The organism is Flavobacteriales bacterium, from assembly GCA_016716605.1.
In the GTDB taxonomy this organism is placed as follows: Bacteria; Bacteroidota; Bacteroidia; order Flavobacteriales_F; family PHOS-HE28; genus PHOS-HE28.
The window spans coordinates 1,630,127-1,643,132 of record JADJWA010000001.1; the positions used below are offsets into that span (position 1 = coordinate 1,630,127).

The 13,006-nt window shown below is 58.9% G+C and carries 16 protein-coding genes and 1 pseudogene; 7 read left to right on the top strand and 10 right to left on the bottom strand.

Annotated elements, in window-relative coordinates:
* Positions 1 to 39: 39 nt before the first annotated feature.
* Positions 40 to 1,581, bottom strand: a complete 1,542-nt coding sequence (locus IPM12_06360) for a glycine--tRNA ligase (GenBank protein ID MBK9147427.1) — start codon at positions 1,579 to 1,581, stop codon at positions 40 to 42.
* Positions 1,582 to 1,989: 408 nt separating this feature from the next.
* Between IPM12_06360 and IPM12_06365 the strand changes: the two genes are divergently transcribed.
* From IPM12_06365 to IPM12_06395, 7 genes and pseudogenes are all read left to right on the top strand, one after another.
* Positions 1,990 to 2,280, top strand: coding sequence for a hypothetical protein (locus IPM12_06365; GenBank protein MBK9147428.1), 291 nt, complete (start codon positions 1,990 to 1,992; stop codon positions 2,278 to 2,280).
* 8 nt (positions 2,281 to 2,288) lie between these two features.
* A complete protein-coding gene (locus tag IPM12_06370; protein ID MBK9147429.1) occupies positions 2,289 to 2,861 on the top strand; it encodes a nucleotidyl transferase AbiEii/AbiGii toxin family protein in 573 nt (190 codons plus the stop codon).
* A gap of 19 nt (positions 2,862 to 2,880) precedes the next feature.
* Positions 2,881 to 3,471 carry a DUF3109 family protein gene (locus IPM12_06375; GenBank protein ID MBK9147430.1) on the top strand — a complete coding sequence of 197 codons (591 nt, stop codon included), beginning with the start codon at positions 2,881 to 2,883 and terminating at the stop codon, positions 3,469 to 3,471.
* A gap of 501 nt (positions 3,472 to 3,972) precedes the next feature.
* Positions 3,973 to 4,974: a ribonucleotide-diphosphate reductase subunit beta gene (locus IPM12_06380; protein MBK9147431.1), complete on the top strand. Its 1,002-nt coding sequence runs from the start codon at positions 3,973 to 3,975 to the stop codon at positions 4,972 to 4,974.
* A 271-nt stretch (positions 4,975 to 5,245) separates the two neighbouring features.
* Positions 5,246 to 7,495 (top strand): annotated as a pseudogene (locus IPM12_06385) (ribonucleoside-diphosphate reductase subunit alpha).
* Positions 7,496 to 7,903: 408 nt separating this feature from the next.
* The gene (locus tag IPM12_06390; GenBank protein MBK9147432.1) at positions 7,904 to 8,740 is read left to right on the top strand and encodes a hypothetical protein; all 837 of its coding nucleotides are present in this window, start codon (positions 7,904 to 7,906) and stop codon (positions 8,738 to 8,740) included.
* A gap of 86 nt (positions 8,741 to 8,826) precedes the next feature.
* Positions 8,827 to 9,018 carry a hypothetical protein gene (locus IPM12_06395; GenBank protein ID MBK9147433.1) on the top strand — a complete coding sequence of 64 codons (192 nt, stop codon included), beginning with the start codon at positions 8,827 to 8,829 and terminating at the stop codon, positions 9,016 to 9,018.
* Between the two features lie 86 nt (positions 9,019 to 9,104).
* On the opposite strand, the gene IPM12_06400 is transcribed toward IPM12_06395, so the two are convergent.
* The 9 genes from IPM12_06400 to IPM12_06440 all read right to left on the bottom strand — a co-directional run bounded on the left by IPM12_06400 (position 9,105) and on the right by IPM12_06440 (position 12,947).
* On the bottom strand, positions 9,105 to 9,527 hold the full coding sequence (locus IPM12_06400; protein MBK9147434.1) for a hypothetical protein: 423 nt from the start codon (positions 9,525 to 9,527) through the stop codon (positions 9,105 to 9,107).
* Between the two features lie 253 nt (positions 9,528 to 9,780).
* Complete coding sequence (locus tag IPM12_06405; protein MBK9147435.1) at positions 9,781 to 10,071, bottom strand: hypothetical protein; 291 nt, start codon at positions 10,069 to 10,071, stop codon at positions 9,781 to 9,783.
* A gap of 38 nt (positions 10,072 to 10,109) precedes the next feature.
* Positions 10,110 to 10,838, bottom strand: a complete 729-nt coding sequence (locus IPM12_06410) for a DUF2007 domain-containing protein (GenBank protein MBK9147436.1) — start codon at positions 10,836 to 10,838, stop codon at positions 10,110 to 10,112.
* Positions 10,839 to 11,086: 248 nt separating this feature from the next.
* Positions 11,087 to 11,359 (bottom strand): type II toxin-antitoxin system YafQ family toxin, encoded by a 273-nt coding sequence (locus IPM12_06415; GenBank protein ID MBK9147437.1) that lies wholly within the window; start codon positions 11,357 to 11,359, stop codon positions 11,087 to 11,089.
* Positions 11,356 to 11,568 carry a hypothetical protein gene (locus IPM12_06420; GenBank protein MBK9147438.1) on the bottom strand — a complete coding sequence of 71 codons (213 nt, stop codon included), beginning with the start codon at positions 11,566 to 11,568 and terminating at the stop codon, positions 11,356 to 11,358. The genes IPM12_06415 and IPM12_06420 overlap by 4 nt, the downstream gene beginning before the upstream one ends.
* A gap of 130 nt (positions 11,569 to 11,698) precedes the next feature.
* Positions 11,699 to 11,998 (bottom strand): type II toxin-antitoxin system RelE/ParE family toxin, encoded by a 300-nt coding sequence (locus IPM12_06425; protein ID MBK9147439.1) that lies wholly within the window; start codon positions 11,996 to 11,998, stop codon positions 11,699 to 11,701.
* Positions 11,995 to 12,225 (bottom strand): hypothetical protein, encoded by a 231-nt coding sequence (locus IPM12_06430; GenBank protein MBK9147440.1) that lies wholly within the window; start codon positions 12,223 to 12,225, stop codon positions 11,995 to 11,997. The genes IPM12_06425 and IPM12_06430 overlap by 4 nt, the downstream gene beginning before the upstream one ends.
* Positions 12,226 to 12,415: 190 nt before the next feature.
* Positions 12,416 to 12,790: a PIN domain-containing protein gene (locus tag IPM12_06435; GenBank protein MBK9147441.1), complete on the bottom strand. Its 375-nt coding sequence runs from the start codon at positions 12,788 to 12,790 to the stop codon at positions 12,416 to 12,418.
* A complete protein-coding gene (locus IPM12_06440; GenBank protein MBK9147442.1) occupies positions 12,777 to 12,947 on the bottom strand; it encodes a hypothetical protein in 171 nt (56 codons plus the stop codon). The genes IPM12_06435 and IPM12_06440 overlap by 14 nt, the downstream gene beginning before the upstream one ends.
* Positions 12,948 to 13,006 lie beyond the last annotated feature (59 nt).

The window sequence follows — 13,006 nt, forward strand, 5'->3', positions numbered from 1 at the left end:
CTGGGTGGGTGCCCCGCTAAAGGGACGGCGAAAATAGCCTTACAACCGCTTCAACAGCCCCCTTAGATCCACCTTCTCGCTCACAATGCGCTCCAAATCGGCGATGGCCACCCGCTCCTGCTTCATGCTGTCGCGTTCGCGGATGGTGACGGCGTTGTCGGTGAGCGTCTCGTGGTCCACGGTGATGCAATACGGCGTGCCGATGGCGTCCTGCCTGCGGTAGCGTTTGCCGATGCTGTCCTTCTCGTCGTACTGGCAGTTGTGCGAGATTTTCAGGCTATCGATGATCTCCCGTGCCTTCTCGGGCAGGCCATCCTTCTTGATCAGCGGCAGCACGGCCACCTTCACCGGTGCGAGCGGAGCGGGGATGCGGAGCACCACACGCTCTTCGCCGCCCTCGAGCTTCTCTTCATCGTAGGCTGCGCTGAGGATCGCGAGGAACATGCGGTCGAGCCCGATGCTGGTCTCCACCACGTAGGGCACGTAGCTTTCATTGGCCTCGGGGTCGAAGTAGGTGAGCTTGCGGCCGCTGTGCTTCTCGTGGCTGCTGAGATCAAAGTCCGTGCGGCTGTGGATCCCTTCGAGCTCCTTGAAGCCCATGGGGAAAAGGAACTCGATGTCGCAGGCGGCGTTGGCGTAGTGCGCGAGTTTGATGTGGTCGTGGAAGCGGTAGTGGTCGGTGGGCAGCCCCAGCGCGCGGTGCCAGGCGATGCGCTTCTCCTTCCACGTGTTGTACCACTCCATCTCGGAGCCGGGCTTCACGAAGAACTGCATCTCCATCTGCTCGAACTCGCGCATGCGGAACACGAACTGCCGCGCCACGATCTCGTTGCGGAAGGCCTTGCCGGTCTGCGCGATGCCGAAGGGGATCTTCATGCGTGCGCTCTTCTGCACGTTGAGGAAGTTGACGAAGATGCCTTGGGCGGTCTCAGGCCGCAGGTAGATGGTGCTGCTCTCGCCGCTCACGCTGCCGAGCTCCGTGGCGAACATCAGGTTGAACTGCCGCACTTCGGTCCAGTTGGCCGTGCCGCTGACAGGGCACTTGATCTCCTCGTCGATGATCAGTTGGCGCACCGCTTCCAGGTCGTTCGCTTCGAGCGCGGCTTTCATGCGGCCTTCCACCGCGTCGATCCGTTCCTGCGAACGCTTCACGTTGGGGTTGGTGGCCCGGAACTGCGCTTCATCGAAGGCCTCGCCGAACTTCTTCTTCCCCTTCTCCACCTCCTTCTCGATCTTGTCCGCGTACTTGGCGATGTGATCTTCCAAGAGCACGTCCGCGCGGTAACGCTTCTTGCTGTCCTTGTTGTCGATGAGCGGATCGTTGAAGGCGTCCACGTGGCCGCTTGCCTTCCACACGGTGGGGTGCATGAAGATGGCCGCATCGATGCCCACGATGTTCTCGTTGAGCTTCGTCATGGCGGCCCACCAGTATTGCCGGATGTTGTTCTTCAGCTCGGCGCCATAAGGGCCGTAGTCGTACGTGGCGCTCAGGCCATCGTAGATCTCGCTGCTGGGGAACACGAAGCCATACTCTTTGGCATGACCGATCAACGTCTTGAGACGGTCTTCTTGATTGCTCATATAGTGGAGCGTGCGCTCTGGAAACCTTCAGCGTCGCCGGCGCAAAGATGGGGGAATCGCTCCCAATCGGCAGCTCTTCTGCACGTACTCAACGAAGCGGGGCGCCTTATCTTGGTGCCATGAGCTTTGCTGGGCACGTCATGGACATGATCGCTCGAGCTAAGGCAAACACTCGTCCACGCCGGAATCCATTTGACCGAGAGGTAAGAGCATCGCAGCGCGTCAATCCGGAGTTCTTGAAACCGATGACATGGGAGGTGCGAGAAGCCCTAAGGGGAAAGTTGGATGCTGAGCGTCGAAGTCGTTTGGTTTGGGAGCGGATAGTGCTGGTCGCCACCGTCGTCCTCCTGTTCGCTACAGGCTGGTGGCTGCTCGCATGAGCGGCGTTACCTTCGCCATGTGCCATCCGTGAAGCCCGTCCTCGCCCGCCGTATCTTCTGGGATGTGGATTTTGAGAAGTTAGACTACGATGTGAAGGCGACCTTCGTGATCGAACGGGTGTTCGAGCGTGGCGATGTGGAGGACATAAGGAACTGTAGAAGGTACTATGGCGATGAGAAGGTGAGGGCCGTATTGTTGAACGCCAAATTCTTGCCAGAGCAACGCATGCACCTCGCCAGCGCAGTGGTCGGCGAGCCCCTTGAGAATTTCCGATGCTACATACTGAGGCGCTCCTCCCCGGGACTCTTCCCATACTAGAGCGCCTGATGCGGCTTGAGGCACTCGACCAGTTCGCGTTGGTGGGTGGAACGGCATTGGCGCTTCGGTATGGTCATCGATTATCCGTGGACCTCGATTTGTTCGGCCATGAACTTCAGCATGAGGCGATGGTCGAAGCGCTTCGGTCCGAATTCGGGGCCTCGTTCAGCTATGAGCCCCCTGCCCAAAAGTCGATAGGCGTGTTCTGCTTCATCGACGGGATCAAGGTGGATATCGTGCGCTACCCGCATCCGAGGATCGCAGAGGTTACAACCGTCGGTGACGTTCGGATGTACGCTGATGACGATATCGCCGCAATGAAGGTCCAAGCTATTCTCGGCCGGGGACGCAAGAAGGACTTCTGGGACCTTGCCGAACTCATTCGCCACCGCACCTTAGCAAGTGTGATCGACTGTCACGCCCGGAAGTACCCCAATCAGATGCTCGCGATCAGCATACCCAATGCGCTGGTGTACTACGCCGATGCGGAGGAGAGCGAAGTACCGGTAAGCTTGAAGCAACAAACATGGGAAGGTGTGAAGCAGGTCGTTCGCAATGCGGTTGAGGAGTTTCTGCGCTGACCACCTCTAGCTTCGCCGCGTGATCGAGCACCGCAACACCCTCATCTCCGAGGACCTCTTCGAGAAACGTTTCGTCTGCGACCTCAACGCCTGCAAGGGCGCCTGCTGCGTGGAAGGCGAGAGCGGCGCGCCGCTGCTGAAGGAAGAGGCCGAGCAGATCGAGAAGCTCTGGCCGAAGTACAAGAGCTACATCCCGGAGAAGGGCAGGCAGGCCGTGGCCGAGCAGGGCTTCAGCGTGATCGATGAGGACGGCGACCTGGTGACGCCGCTCGTGGACGGCAAGAAGGAATGCGCGTTCACGGTCTTCGATGAGAAGGGCATCGCGCTCTGCGGAATCGAGAAAGCGTGGAAGGATGGCAAGGTCCCTTTCCGCAAGCCGATCAGCTGCCACCTGTATCCCATCCGCATCGAGAAGGTCGGCGAGCGCGACGGCCTCAACTACCACAAGTGGAACCTGTGCAAGCCGGCCTGCACCTGCGGCGCCAAGCTCGATGTGCCCGTGTTCCGCTTCTTGAAGGATTCACTCATCCGCGCGTATGGAGCGGAGTGGTACGCCGAGCTGGAAGGGATCTATGAAGAGTGGCTCAAAGAGCCTGAGCGGAAGAAGTAGTGCATGGCTCTCGCAGAGCTGCCGTGTTCCGGATCAAGCGCCCGCATTGGATTGCGTTCTACGCCTCGGTGCAGGATTCTGCATGCGCCTTCCCCCGGGCTGCGCGCCATTGCGCTGCACGCGCCTCGTGGAACGCGCGCTGCGACTGACCATTCGCTTCGCCCGCGCGCCATACCGCACTGGATCCGCGCGCTTCGGCCCTTGTTAACCGATCGTCAAAAGATTTTCCTTGCAAGTGTGCTCGCGCGATCCCTTGCCCGTCAACAGGGCGATTCAGGCCCGTGTTGAAAAGTCCAAAAAAGTGCCCCCCCCGGACCGTTGCTGCCGATCCGCATCGCGTCCATTTTTGTGACCCGCCGACGCCTTCCTCCGAGTGCTTCCGGAATCGACGCCGACGGACCAACCGACAAGACCGAGAATCACTTAACGGGCCCCACCACCCGAACGGACTACCGACCTCTTCATTTTCCCAACACCATGAGCAACGATACCCAGATGAGCATGGAGCTCCCCCCCGATCCCGCCTTCACCAACGAGCCCCTCCTCAAAGAGAACAAGGACCGCTTCGTCATCTTCCCCATCCAGCACAACGACATCTGGCAGTTCTACAAGAAGCACGAGGCCGCCTTCTGGACCGCCGAGGAGATCGACCTCCATGCCGACCTCGTGGACTGGGCCGACAAGCTCAACGACGACGAGCGCTACTTCATCAAGCACGTGCTCGCCTTCTTCGCCGCCAGCGACGGCATCGTGAACGAGAACCTCGCGGAGAACTTCCTGCACGAAGTGCAGTATCCCGAGGCGCGCTTCTTCTATGGCTTCCAGATTGCCATGGAGAACATCCACAGCGAGACCTACAGCCTGCTCATCGACACGCTGATCAAGGATCCCTTGGAGAAAGACAAGCTGCTGCATGCCATCGACACCGTGCCCTGCGTGAGCAAGAAGGCCGAGTGGGCGCTGAAGTGGATCAGCAAGGGCACCTTCGCCGAGCGCCTCATCGCCTTCGCTGCCGTGGAAGGCATCTTCTTCAGCGGCAGCTTCTGCTCCATCTTCTGGCTGAAGAAGCGCGGCCTCATGCCCGGCCTCAGCTTCAGCAACGAGCTCATCAGCCGCGACGAGGGCCTGCATTGCGACTTCGCCTGCCTGCTCTACACCAAGCACCTGCTCAACAAGCTCCCCAAGAAGACCGTGGAGACCATCATCCGCGATGCCGTGGAGATCGAGAAGGAGTTCGTGACCGACGCCCTGCCCGTGAACCTGATCGGCATGAACGCCAAGCTCATGCAGCAGTACATCGAGTTCGTGGCCGACCGCCTGCTCATGGAACTCGGCAACGAGAAGGTGTACAACGCCCTGAACCCGTTCGACTTCATGGAGATGATCTCGCTCCAGGGCAAGACCAACTTCTTCGAGAAGCGCGTCGGTGAGTACCAGAAGGCCGGGGTGCTCAACAAGGGCGATAAGAACGAGGCCAAGTTCACGTTGGACGCTGATTTCTGAACAACAGGAGGCAAGAGGCAAGCGCAGGAGGCAATCGAGGATCGACTAGCCTATCGCGGAATCAATTGCCTACTGCCCACTGCCCCCACAACTCACATTGATCAGTTGAAGAAGACCCTCGCGATCTCCTAGCAAGCGGATTCAAGACCAAGACTTTTAGAACCCCGGTCGACGCCAGGCACGCCGAGCGCCACCAAGGGGAGAACCAATCACCCAAACCCCTTCGCCCAAGGCGGGAGCCCCACGTGAAGGCCAATACCCAAAGAGAAGCATGTATGTAGTCAAGCGCGACGGACGCCGGGAGGCTGTGAAATTCGACAAGATCACCGCCCGTGTGAAGAAGCTCTGCTATGAGCTCGACCCCATCGTGGATGCCACGCAGGTCACCCTGAAAGTGATCGACGGCATCTTCGACGGCGTGACCACCACGCAGCTCGATAACCTCACCGCCGAGGTGGCCGCCACCATGACGGTGAAGCACCCGGACTATGCGCAGCTCGCCAGCCGCATCGCCGTGAGCAACCTGCACAAGAACACCAAGAAGTCCTTCAGCGAGACCATGAAGGACCTCTACACCTACCTCGATCCGAAGACCGGCGCACGGGCCGCCCTCCTCGCCGACGATGTCCACGAGATCATCCAGAAGAACGCCGAGGTGCTCGACAGCGCCATCATCTACGACCGCGACTTCAACTACGACTACTTCGGCTTCAAGACCCTCGAGCGCAGCTACCTCCTGCGCCTGCACGGGCAAGTGGTGGAGCGCCCGCAGCACATGCTCATGCGTGTGGCCATCGGCATCCACAAGAACGACCTCGACAGCGCCATCCGCACCTACAACGACCTGAGCGAAGGCTGGTACACCCACGCCACGCCCACGCTCTTCAACGCCGGTTCGCCCAAGCCGCAGATGAGCAGCTGCTTCCTTCTTCAGCTGAAGGACGACAGCATCAGCGGCATCTACGACACGCTGAAGCAGTGCGCGCAGATCAGTCAGAGCGCCGGCGGCATCGGCCTCAGCGTGCATAACCTGCGCGCCAAGGGCAGCTACATCAAGGGCACCAACGGCACCAGCAACGGCATCGTGCCCATGCTGCGCGTCTTCAACGACACCGCGCGTTACGTGGACCAGGGCGGCGGCAAGCGCAAAGGCAGCTTCGCCATCTACCTGGAGCCCTGGCACGCCGACGTGTTCGACTTCCTCGAATTGAAGAAGAACCACGGCAAGGAAGAGATGCGCGCCCGCGACCTCTTCTACGCCATGTGGATCCCCGACCTCTTCATGAAGCGCGTGGAGCAGAACGGCGACTGGACCCTGATGTGCCCCAACGAGTGCCCCGGCCTCTGCGACACCTTCGGCGAGAAGTTCGAGGAGCTGTACGAAGGCTATGAGGCCGCCGGCAAGGGCCGCAGCACCATCAAGGCGCAGGAGCTCTGGTTCAAGATCCTCGAGAGCCAGATCGAGACCGGCACGCCCTACATCCTCTTCAAGGACGCCGCCAACAGCAAGAGCAACCAGCAGAACCTGGGCACCATCAAGAGCAGCAACCTCTGCACGGAGATCATCGAGTACACCAGCCCCGACGAAGTGGCCGTGTGCAACCTCGGCTCCATCGCGCTGCCCAAGTTCGTGGAGAAGGGCAAGTTCGATCACGACAAGCTCTTCGAGGTGACCATGCAGTTGACCAAGAACCTCAACCGCGTCATCGACGAGAACTACTACCCGATCCCCGAGGCGCGCCGCAGCAACATGCGCCACCGCCCCATCGGCATCGGCGTGCAGGGCCTGGCGGATGCCTTCATCCTCATGCGCTATCCCTTCGATAGCGTGGAGGCCAAAGTGCTGAACCGCGAGATCTTCGAGACCATCTACTACGCCGCCCTCACCGCCAGCAAGGATCTGGCGAAGGAGTACGGCCCCTACGAGACCTACGAAGGCTCGCCCATGAGCAAGGGCGTCTTCCAGCCCGACATGTGGAAGGTGAAGCCCAGCGACCGTTGGGAGTGGGATGCGCTGCGTGCCGAAGTGAAGCAGCACGGCGTGCGCAACAGCTTGCTGTTGGCCCCCATGCCCACGGCCAGCACCGCGCAGATCCTCGGCAACAACGAGTGCTTCGAGCCTTACACCAGCAACATCTACACGCGCCGCGTGCTCAGCGGCGAGTTCGTGGTGGTGAACAAATACCTGCTGCGCGACCTGGTGAAACTGAACCTCTGGGGCGAGGACCTGAAGAACAAGATCATCGGTGCCAACGGCAGCGTGGCCAACATCCCGGAGATCCCGCAGAACCTCAAGGACCTCTACAAGACGGCGTGGGAGATCAGCCAGAAGGTGATCATCGACATGGCGGCGGATCGTGGCGCCTACATCTGCCAGAGCCAGAGCCTCAACATCTTCATGGAGAACGCCAACTTCGGCAAGCTCACCAGCATGCACTTCTACAGCTGGAAGGCGGGCCTGAAGACCGGCATGTACTACCTGCGCACCAAGGCCGCCACCGACGCCATCAAGTTCACGGTGGACAAGTCGAAGCTGGCAGCTCCCCAGTCGGAGACGGTCATGCCGAGCGAAGCGAAGGCATCTTCGAGCCTGCGGAGCACCATCGAAGGCAACGGCATCGCCGTTGGCAGCACCGTGATCCTGGAGCCCGTGATCTCCGGCCCCACCGTTACGCGCGTTGTGGACTCCACCAGCGAAGCCGGTCATCGCGAGCGAAGCGAAGCGAACGACCTGCCCATGAGCGCCGTGGAAGCGCAGAACGCCGAGCGCATGAACGTGCTCAGCAAGCAGGCGCAAGCCCAGGCGGAGATCTCCTGCTCGCTGGATGATCCGGAGGGGTGCGAGATGTGCAGTGGGTAGATTGAGCTGAACAACCAACAAGGAAGAGCGGCTCGAAAGGCCGCTCTTCTAGACTCAAATCACCTTGTAATGACACTCTCTGACGATCTGCATATCACAGCCCCTTTTGTGGAAGAGCTCCAACAGCACGAGCGGAATCAGGAGGAGGTTCGTCACCTACTGAGCTTCGACGACATCATTCTGGGCTACTGCATCACGGCCATTGAGGGTCTCGATGAACGGCTGCGGAATAATGAAGAGATCAAGCTTACATCGGCGTATCATCTTCCCACGGCAACATTGAACGCTCTCCGAAACATTCGTGAGCATGGCTCGTTGCGGATTCGGTATGAGAACATGTACAACCAGTGCTTGGTCCTGTCGGTCTCATATTTTGTCTCCGGTTTCGAGGCTTTATTTGTGCAGGGCGTGAGCCAAGCGTGTTGTTGTTGCCCTGACCTTCTTGTGGCTACAAAGGAGGACCTGAAGTTCTCAATCAGTGAGCTCCGCGCGTGTGATTTTCAGCTTGGTGAGCATCTTGGGAAGATGATTGTCCAGAAGAAGGACATCAATTTTCAGAACATGCAGGCTGGCCTGAAAGCCTTCAAGGACTTCCTGGGCGTTGATGGCTTTTCGGATCCACTAGTACATGACGTCATTCTTGCACTCGCTGGGCGTCACATTATAGTGCATAACCTGGCGAGGGTCGATGACCGATTCCTTGCGCTTGTCAAGCATGCTCCGGCTCGAACAGTTCATGTTGAAGCGTATCAAGTTGGCGACCAAATACAATTCACTCCGGATGAGGTGACCCGACTTCAGGAGAGCATGAGCCATTTGCTTGAGGAGGTCGCCACAGCGATGAACGAGAAAATCCTAGCCACGGCGAACACCACATCCAAGGCCCCGGCTGCCGAGTGTCCGTGACTCGTGGCCACTCATTCCCCCGGCTCCCGCGAATCTCTTCCGCTGGTTCGGATCCGTGATCCGGACCGCACACCTAGTTTAGCACCATGGCAACTGTCAAAGAGAATCCGAAAAGTCCCTGGCCCCACTACTTCTCCATCGGCGCTGGCGTGTGCATCGTCGCATTGGCATTCTTCAAGGAGGGCCTGAGCACGGTGGACATCATCAAGCTCCTCTTGGGTGTTGGTTTGATCGGATACGGCATCTGGAAGTTGGTCGCGAACAAGAAGACTCCTTAAGCCCAACTGCCCCCCGCTGCCGCGAGTCTGTGACTCGTGGCTATCAAGTCGGTCTACTTAGGAAGGCAGCGCCCGTCCGGCCAGCATCACCAATTTATCGGCGTTACTGCGTAACAGACCCTAAGCTGGCCGGCGAGTCGTAGTTCCTGCTTCACAGCAGTGATTACTTCCATCGGAGTATCCCTATCGGCATAAATTATCGCGGTCTGCTTCGGTCGCGGAGAGTCATCTCGGCGCTCCCTACTCGAACGAAAGAAGGGGCCGATGTCGCTCAAGTCAGCGAAGAAGTCGGTCAGCTGAATACACGGATCACAATTGACAATTCCAGACGTGCCGATGATGATGTACTCACTGTTGCGGTCGAACTTCGCCAAGGAGCCTTCCTGCACCAGCGGCAGGTTCACCTTCATCAAAGTGCCCCGGCGGGCAACTCCATCACTTTCCATCAAGACAAGTTGGTTCGCGCCAACAACCGCGAAGCCTATGAAGGCAAGCTGTAGCAATGTCACGCCCGCAGGCACAGAGGTCCTTCTGTGTCCGCTTCTGCGATGTCTTGGACTCACGAGCATCTGAACAAAGCTATCAACGGGCTTGGCTTGGGAGCATTGTGCTTGTAAGCCCCCCCGCTGCGCGTAGCGTGGCCGGAATCTGAGCGTAGCCTGCGGCTGCGCTGAACAAGAACAGGAACATGGTAGCCTGTGGCTACCTGCCGCATGGCAACAACAAATGCGGCAGCCAAAGGCATCATGTAGCAGGTGGTGGCTACAAGAACATCACAATCATCACGAGCAACAGGAGGATGGCAACCGCAACGATGCGCGCTTGATTCCATTTGTTCGGTTTCTTGTTCGGCGGTGCTTCAGCTATCGAAACCCCGATCTTGAAGTCCTTGCTGCACCGGAAGCAGCGGTATTTCTTGCTCGGGATCAGGAGGGGTATTCCGGTAAGCAGCAATGGAAGCGCGAACCAGCCGCCTGACCACTTGTGCCGGCGCACGTTGTCCGAATGGCAATGCGGGCAACGAAGGATCGCTGAGTTCACGCCATCGGCCATGCGGTACTATTTGCGCAGACGCTCATTCTTCATTGAGGCTACCAGAGCATGAACTTGCTGCAGTAGATGGTCGTGGTCGGTGAAGTGAGCGTAAGATGCCACTCGTTCACCTCGTACGAGAAAGATCCGCCATAGACGTCTTGATGCATGGCCAGGTCTTCAAAGTGAATACCTGTGTCATCCAACCGCCAAGCGGCGTATTGAACGGGTGAGTTGAATCCAGGCAAGGTGGCGCTGCCTGAAGATTCAAGCGTCAATCGTTCTTCACAGCCAGCATACGTTATCATGAGTCCTGAAGAGGTGCTGAGTGCTTGAACTGGCTGGCCTTTGACCTCGATTCCATCGATGCACCAATCCGAGCTTGAGAGGAGCTCGTAGGCATCCGGTTGCGACATGATGGCAATCGGAATTCCAATGGCTAGCAACACGATTGCAACGAGCACAAGCACGCGTGCCATGAGCAAATCGATGCGACCAAGGAGGGGCACTCTTCGTGTGGCTCGGTCAATTGCCAGCCAGAAGTGCGGGTTCTCTTCAGAGCCTTCGACGAGGAACCCTGCTTCGCGAAGGATATCGCGAGCGTGTTCGGCATCATCAGCTGGCACTTGGATCTTCAGCCCTCCAACGGCTTGAGAGGCGAGATTCTGGATCTGCACGGTCATCTCGTCCTTCACGTGGGCCTTTATGCCGGCGCTCTCCAGCAGAGCACAGGGAACCACGGCGTCGGTGGGCCACATGAAGGTGGCAACGGTGACGAAGGTGTCCATGCAGAGCAAGGATAATACCCCCACTGCCGCGAGTCTGCGACTCGTGGCCACAAACCCTCCACTGCGCGTAGCGTGGCCGGTATCTGAGCGTAGCCTGCGGCTACGCTCGACAAGCCCCCCCCGCTGCCGCGAGTCTGCGACTCGTGGCCACAGACCTAAAGCCTTTGGACCCCCGCAGGATGTTCTCACCTCCCGCGCAGCGGTCTGTCCGTGCACTTAACGGACGAGCCTGCTGCTCACATCCGTGATCAATAGACCTCCTCGTGCGTGCCGATGTCGATGAGCAGCACCTTGCTATGGCCCTTGAGGAACATGAACACTACCCGGCAGTCGAGGTCCACGCTGAAGGCATGGCAGCCATGGAGCTTGCCGGTAAGCGGGTGCGTGCGCAGCTCGTGAGCGAAGGGATCTGCGACGAACACTTCCAACGCATCCCAGAACCGTTGCTTCAGTGCGGGGTCGTTCCCGATACGCTTCTTGTAAGCGCGCTTGAAGCCAGAGTCCCAGACCAACTCGATCATGCACGAAGGTCCTTGCGGAGGTCGGCCAGTTTGCCCTTGCGCACCTTGCCCGCCTTGGCATTCTTCACTGCGGTCTTCGCGCGCGCAACCAAAGCGTCACGTGCGGCCTCGGCATACGCCTTCCGAATGATGCCAGCAGCGAGTTCCTTCTCTTCCATCGGAAGGGCATCGAACTGCTCTATGACATGGTTGACGTCGTTGGTCTTCATTGGCGATGCAATGTGCTCAAAGATAGTTTGGACCCCCGCAGGATGTTCTCACCTCCCGCGCAGCGGTCTGTCCGTGCATTTAACGGACGACCCTGCCTTCGGCAGGCAAGCCCGCGGCACGTAGCCGCAATCACTTCTTCTTTCGGAATCGCTTCCCCGGGTGTTGGCTGGTGTGGAAGACGCGCATGACCACAGTTAGATCTCCATCAAGCCGATAGACGATCACATACGGGAACACCTTCAGCGGTGCCTGCCGGAATTGTTCGTGCACCCGCTGAAAACCGCTTGGGTTAGCGAGGATGTATCCAAGACAGCGTTGTACTTCCAAGAGGAAGCGATCGCCCAAACCTTGGCTCTTCCCCTCATACCACTTGTCACCGTCGGCGACGTCCTTTCGGGCCGAAGGCCGCAGGATGAGCGCGCGTTTCATTTCGCACGCAGACCGCGAACGTGCGCTTTCACTTCAGCCCACGTGTAGTTCTTGCCTTTGCCGGCTTTGTAGTTGGCGAAGTCGCGATCAAGTTCTGTCTTCTGTGCTGCGCTCAGCTTGAAGTGTGCGGGTGGATTCAACACTTCGTCCACGGACCTCAGTTCGGATTCGTTCTCCGATTCCAGGATCTGCTTGGCGAGCGTGACCTTTAGTTCGTTGAGCTTCATGGTGCAAGAGCTTGATCCAAAGATAGGATCGTAGGCATCGGGTCCCCACCGCCTTACCCCTGAGCCTCGGCACGGTGTCCTTGCATGCGTTGCCTAGACCCACGCAGGGTGTCCTCTCCACTTCCGCAGCGGTCTGTCCGTGCACTTAACGGACGACCCTGCTGCTCGAAGCCTAGATTGCCGCCACTAACTAGCGTTCGTACAGTAGCACCGCGATATCCTTTCCCGCCTTGGTGAACGACGTATCGGCGGTGAGCAAGCGGGTGTTCAGCCAGACTGCCGTGGCAGCAATCGCTGCATCGGGCAGCTTCAGCTTGTAGGCCTTCCTCAGTTGTATCGTGATGTCCTGGATCTCGTTGGTGAATTGCACCAGCTTGCAATCAGCCAGGAAGGCTTTGGCGGCTTCCGGCGAATGCGTGCGCGGCTTGGCGATGCTCAATAGTTCCACACGTGTGATGGCAGAGACGTAAACCTGGGCGCCTTGCACCAGTTCGGCGGCTCGCGCGTCGCCGCCCAGGATGTCGATGGCAACGCTGGTGTCGAGGACAAGGCTATTGCCACTCATCCCTCAGCCGTTTCTGTGTGGTCAGCGCATCTTCATCGAGCTTCCACTTGCCAAGGTGCTTCTTCGCATCGAAGCCCGTTTGCGGCACCGGCTTGGCGCGCTTCACGGCAGCACGCAGACGGCGCCTCGGCGTTCTCTTCTTGATGATCGTGACCATGCGATCAAAGATAGCGGCAGCAGGTGGTTGGCATTCATCCTTCGCAAGACCTGCCTGCC

Coding starts and splice junctions, on each gene's coding strand:
- IPM12_06360 (MBK9147427.1), bottom strand. CDS start 1,581: ATGAGCAATCAAGAAGACCGTCTCAAGACGTTGATCGGTCATGCCAAA.
- IPM12_06370 (MBK9147429.1), top strand. CDS start 2,289: ATGCGGCTTGAGGCACTCGACCAGTTCGCGTTGGTGGGTGGAACGGCA.
- IPM12_06380 (MBK9147431.1), top strand. CDS start 3,973: ATGGAGCTCCCCCCCGATCCCGCCTTCACCAACGAGCCCCTCCTCAAA.
- IPM12_06390 (MBK9147432.1), top strand. CDS start 7,904: ATGACACTCTCTGACGATCTGCATATCACAGCCCCTTTTGTGGAAGAG.
- IPM12_06395 (MBK9147433.1), top strand. CDS start 8,827: ATGGCAACTGTCAAAGAGAATCCGAAAAGTCCCTGGCCCCACTACTTC.
- IPM12_06405 (MBK9147435.1), bottom strand. CDS start 10,071: ATGGCCGATGGCGTGAACTCAGCGATCCTTCGTTGCCCGCATTGCCAT.
- IPM12_06410 (MBK9147436.1), bottom strand. CDS start 10,838: ATGGACACCTTCGTCACCGTTGCCACCTTCATGTGGCCCACCGACGCC.
- IPM12_06415 (MBK9147437.1), bottom strand. CDS start 11,359: ATGATCGAGTTGGTCTGGGACTCTGGCTTCAAGCGCGCTTACAAGAAG.
- IPM12_06420 (MBK9147438.1), bottom strand. CDS start 11,568: ATGAAGACCAACGACGTCAACCATGTCATAGAGCAGTTCGATGCCCTT.
- IPM12_06425 (MBK9147439.1), bottom strand. CDS start 11,998: ATGAAACGCGCGCTCATCCTGCGGCCTTCGGCCCGAAAGGACGTCGCC.
- IPM12_06430 (MBK9147440.1), bottom strand. CDS start 12,225: ATGAAGCTCAACGAACTAAAGGTCACGCTCGCCAAGCAGATCCTGGAA.
- IPM12_06435 (MBK9147441.1), bottom strand. CDS start 12,790: ATGAGTGGCAATAGCCTTGTCCTCGACACCAGCGTTGCCATCGACATC.
- IPM12_06440 (MBK9147442.1), bottom strand. CDS start 12,947: ATGGTCACGATCATCAAGAAGAGAACGCCGAGGCGCCGTCTGCGTGCT.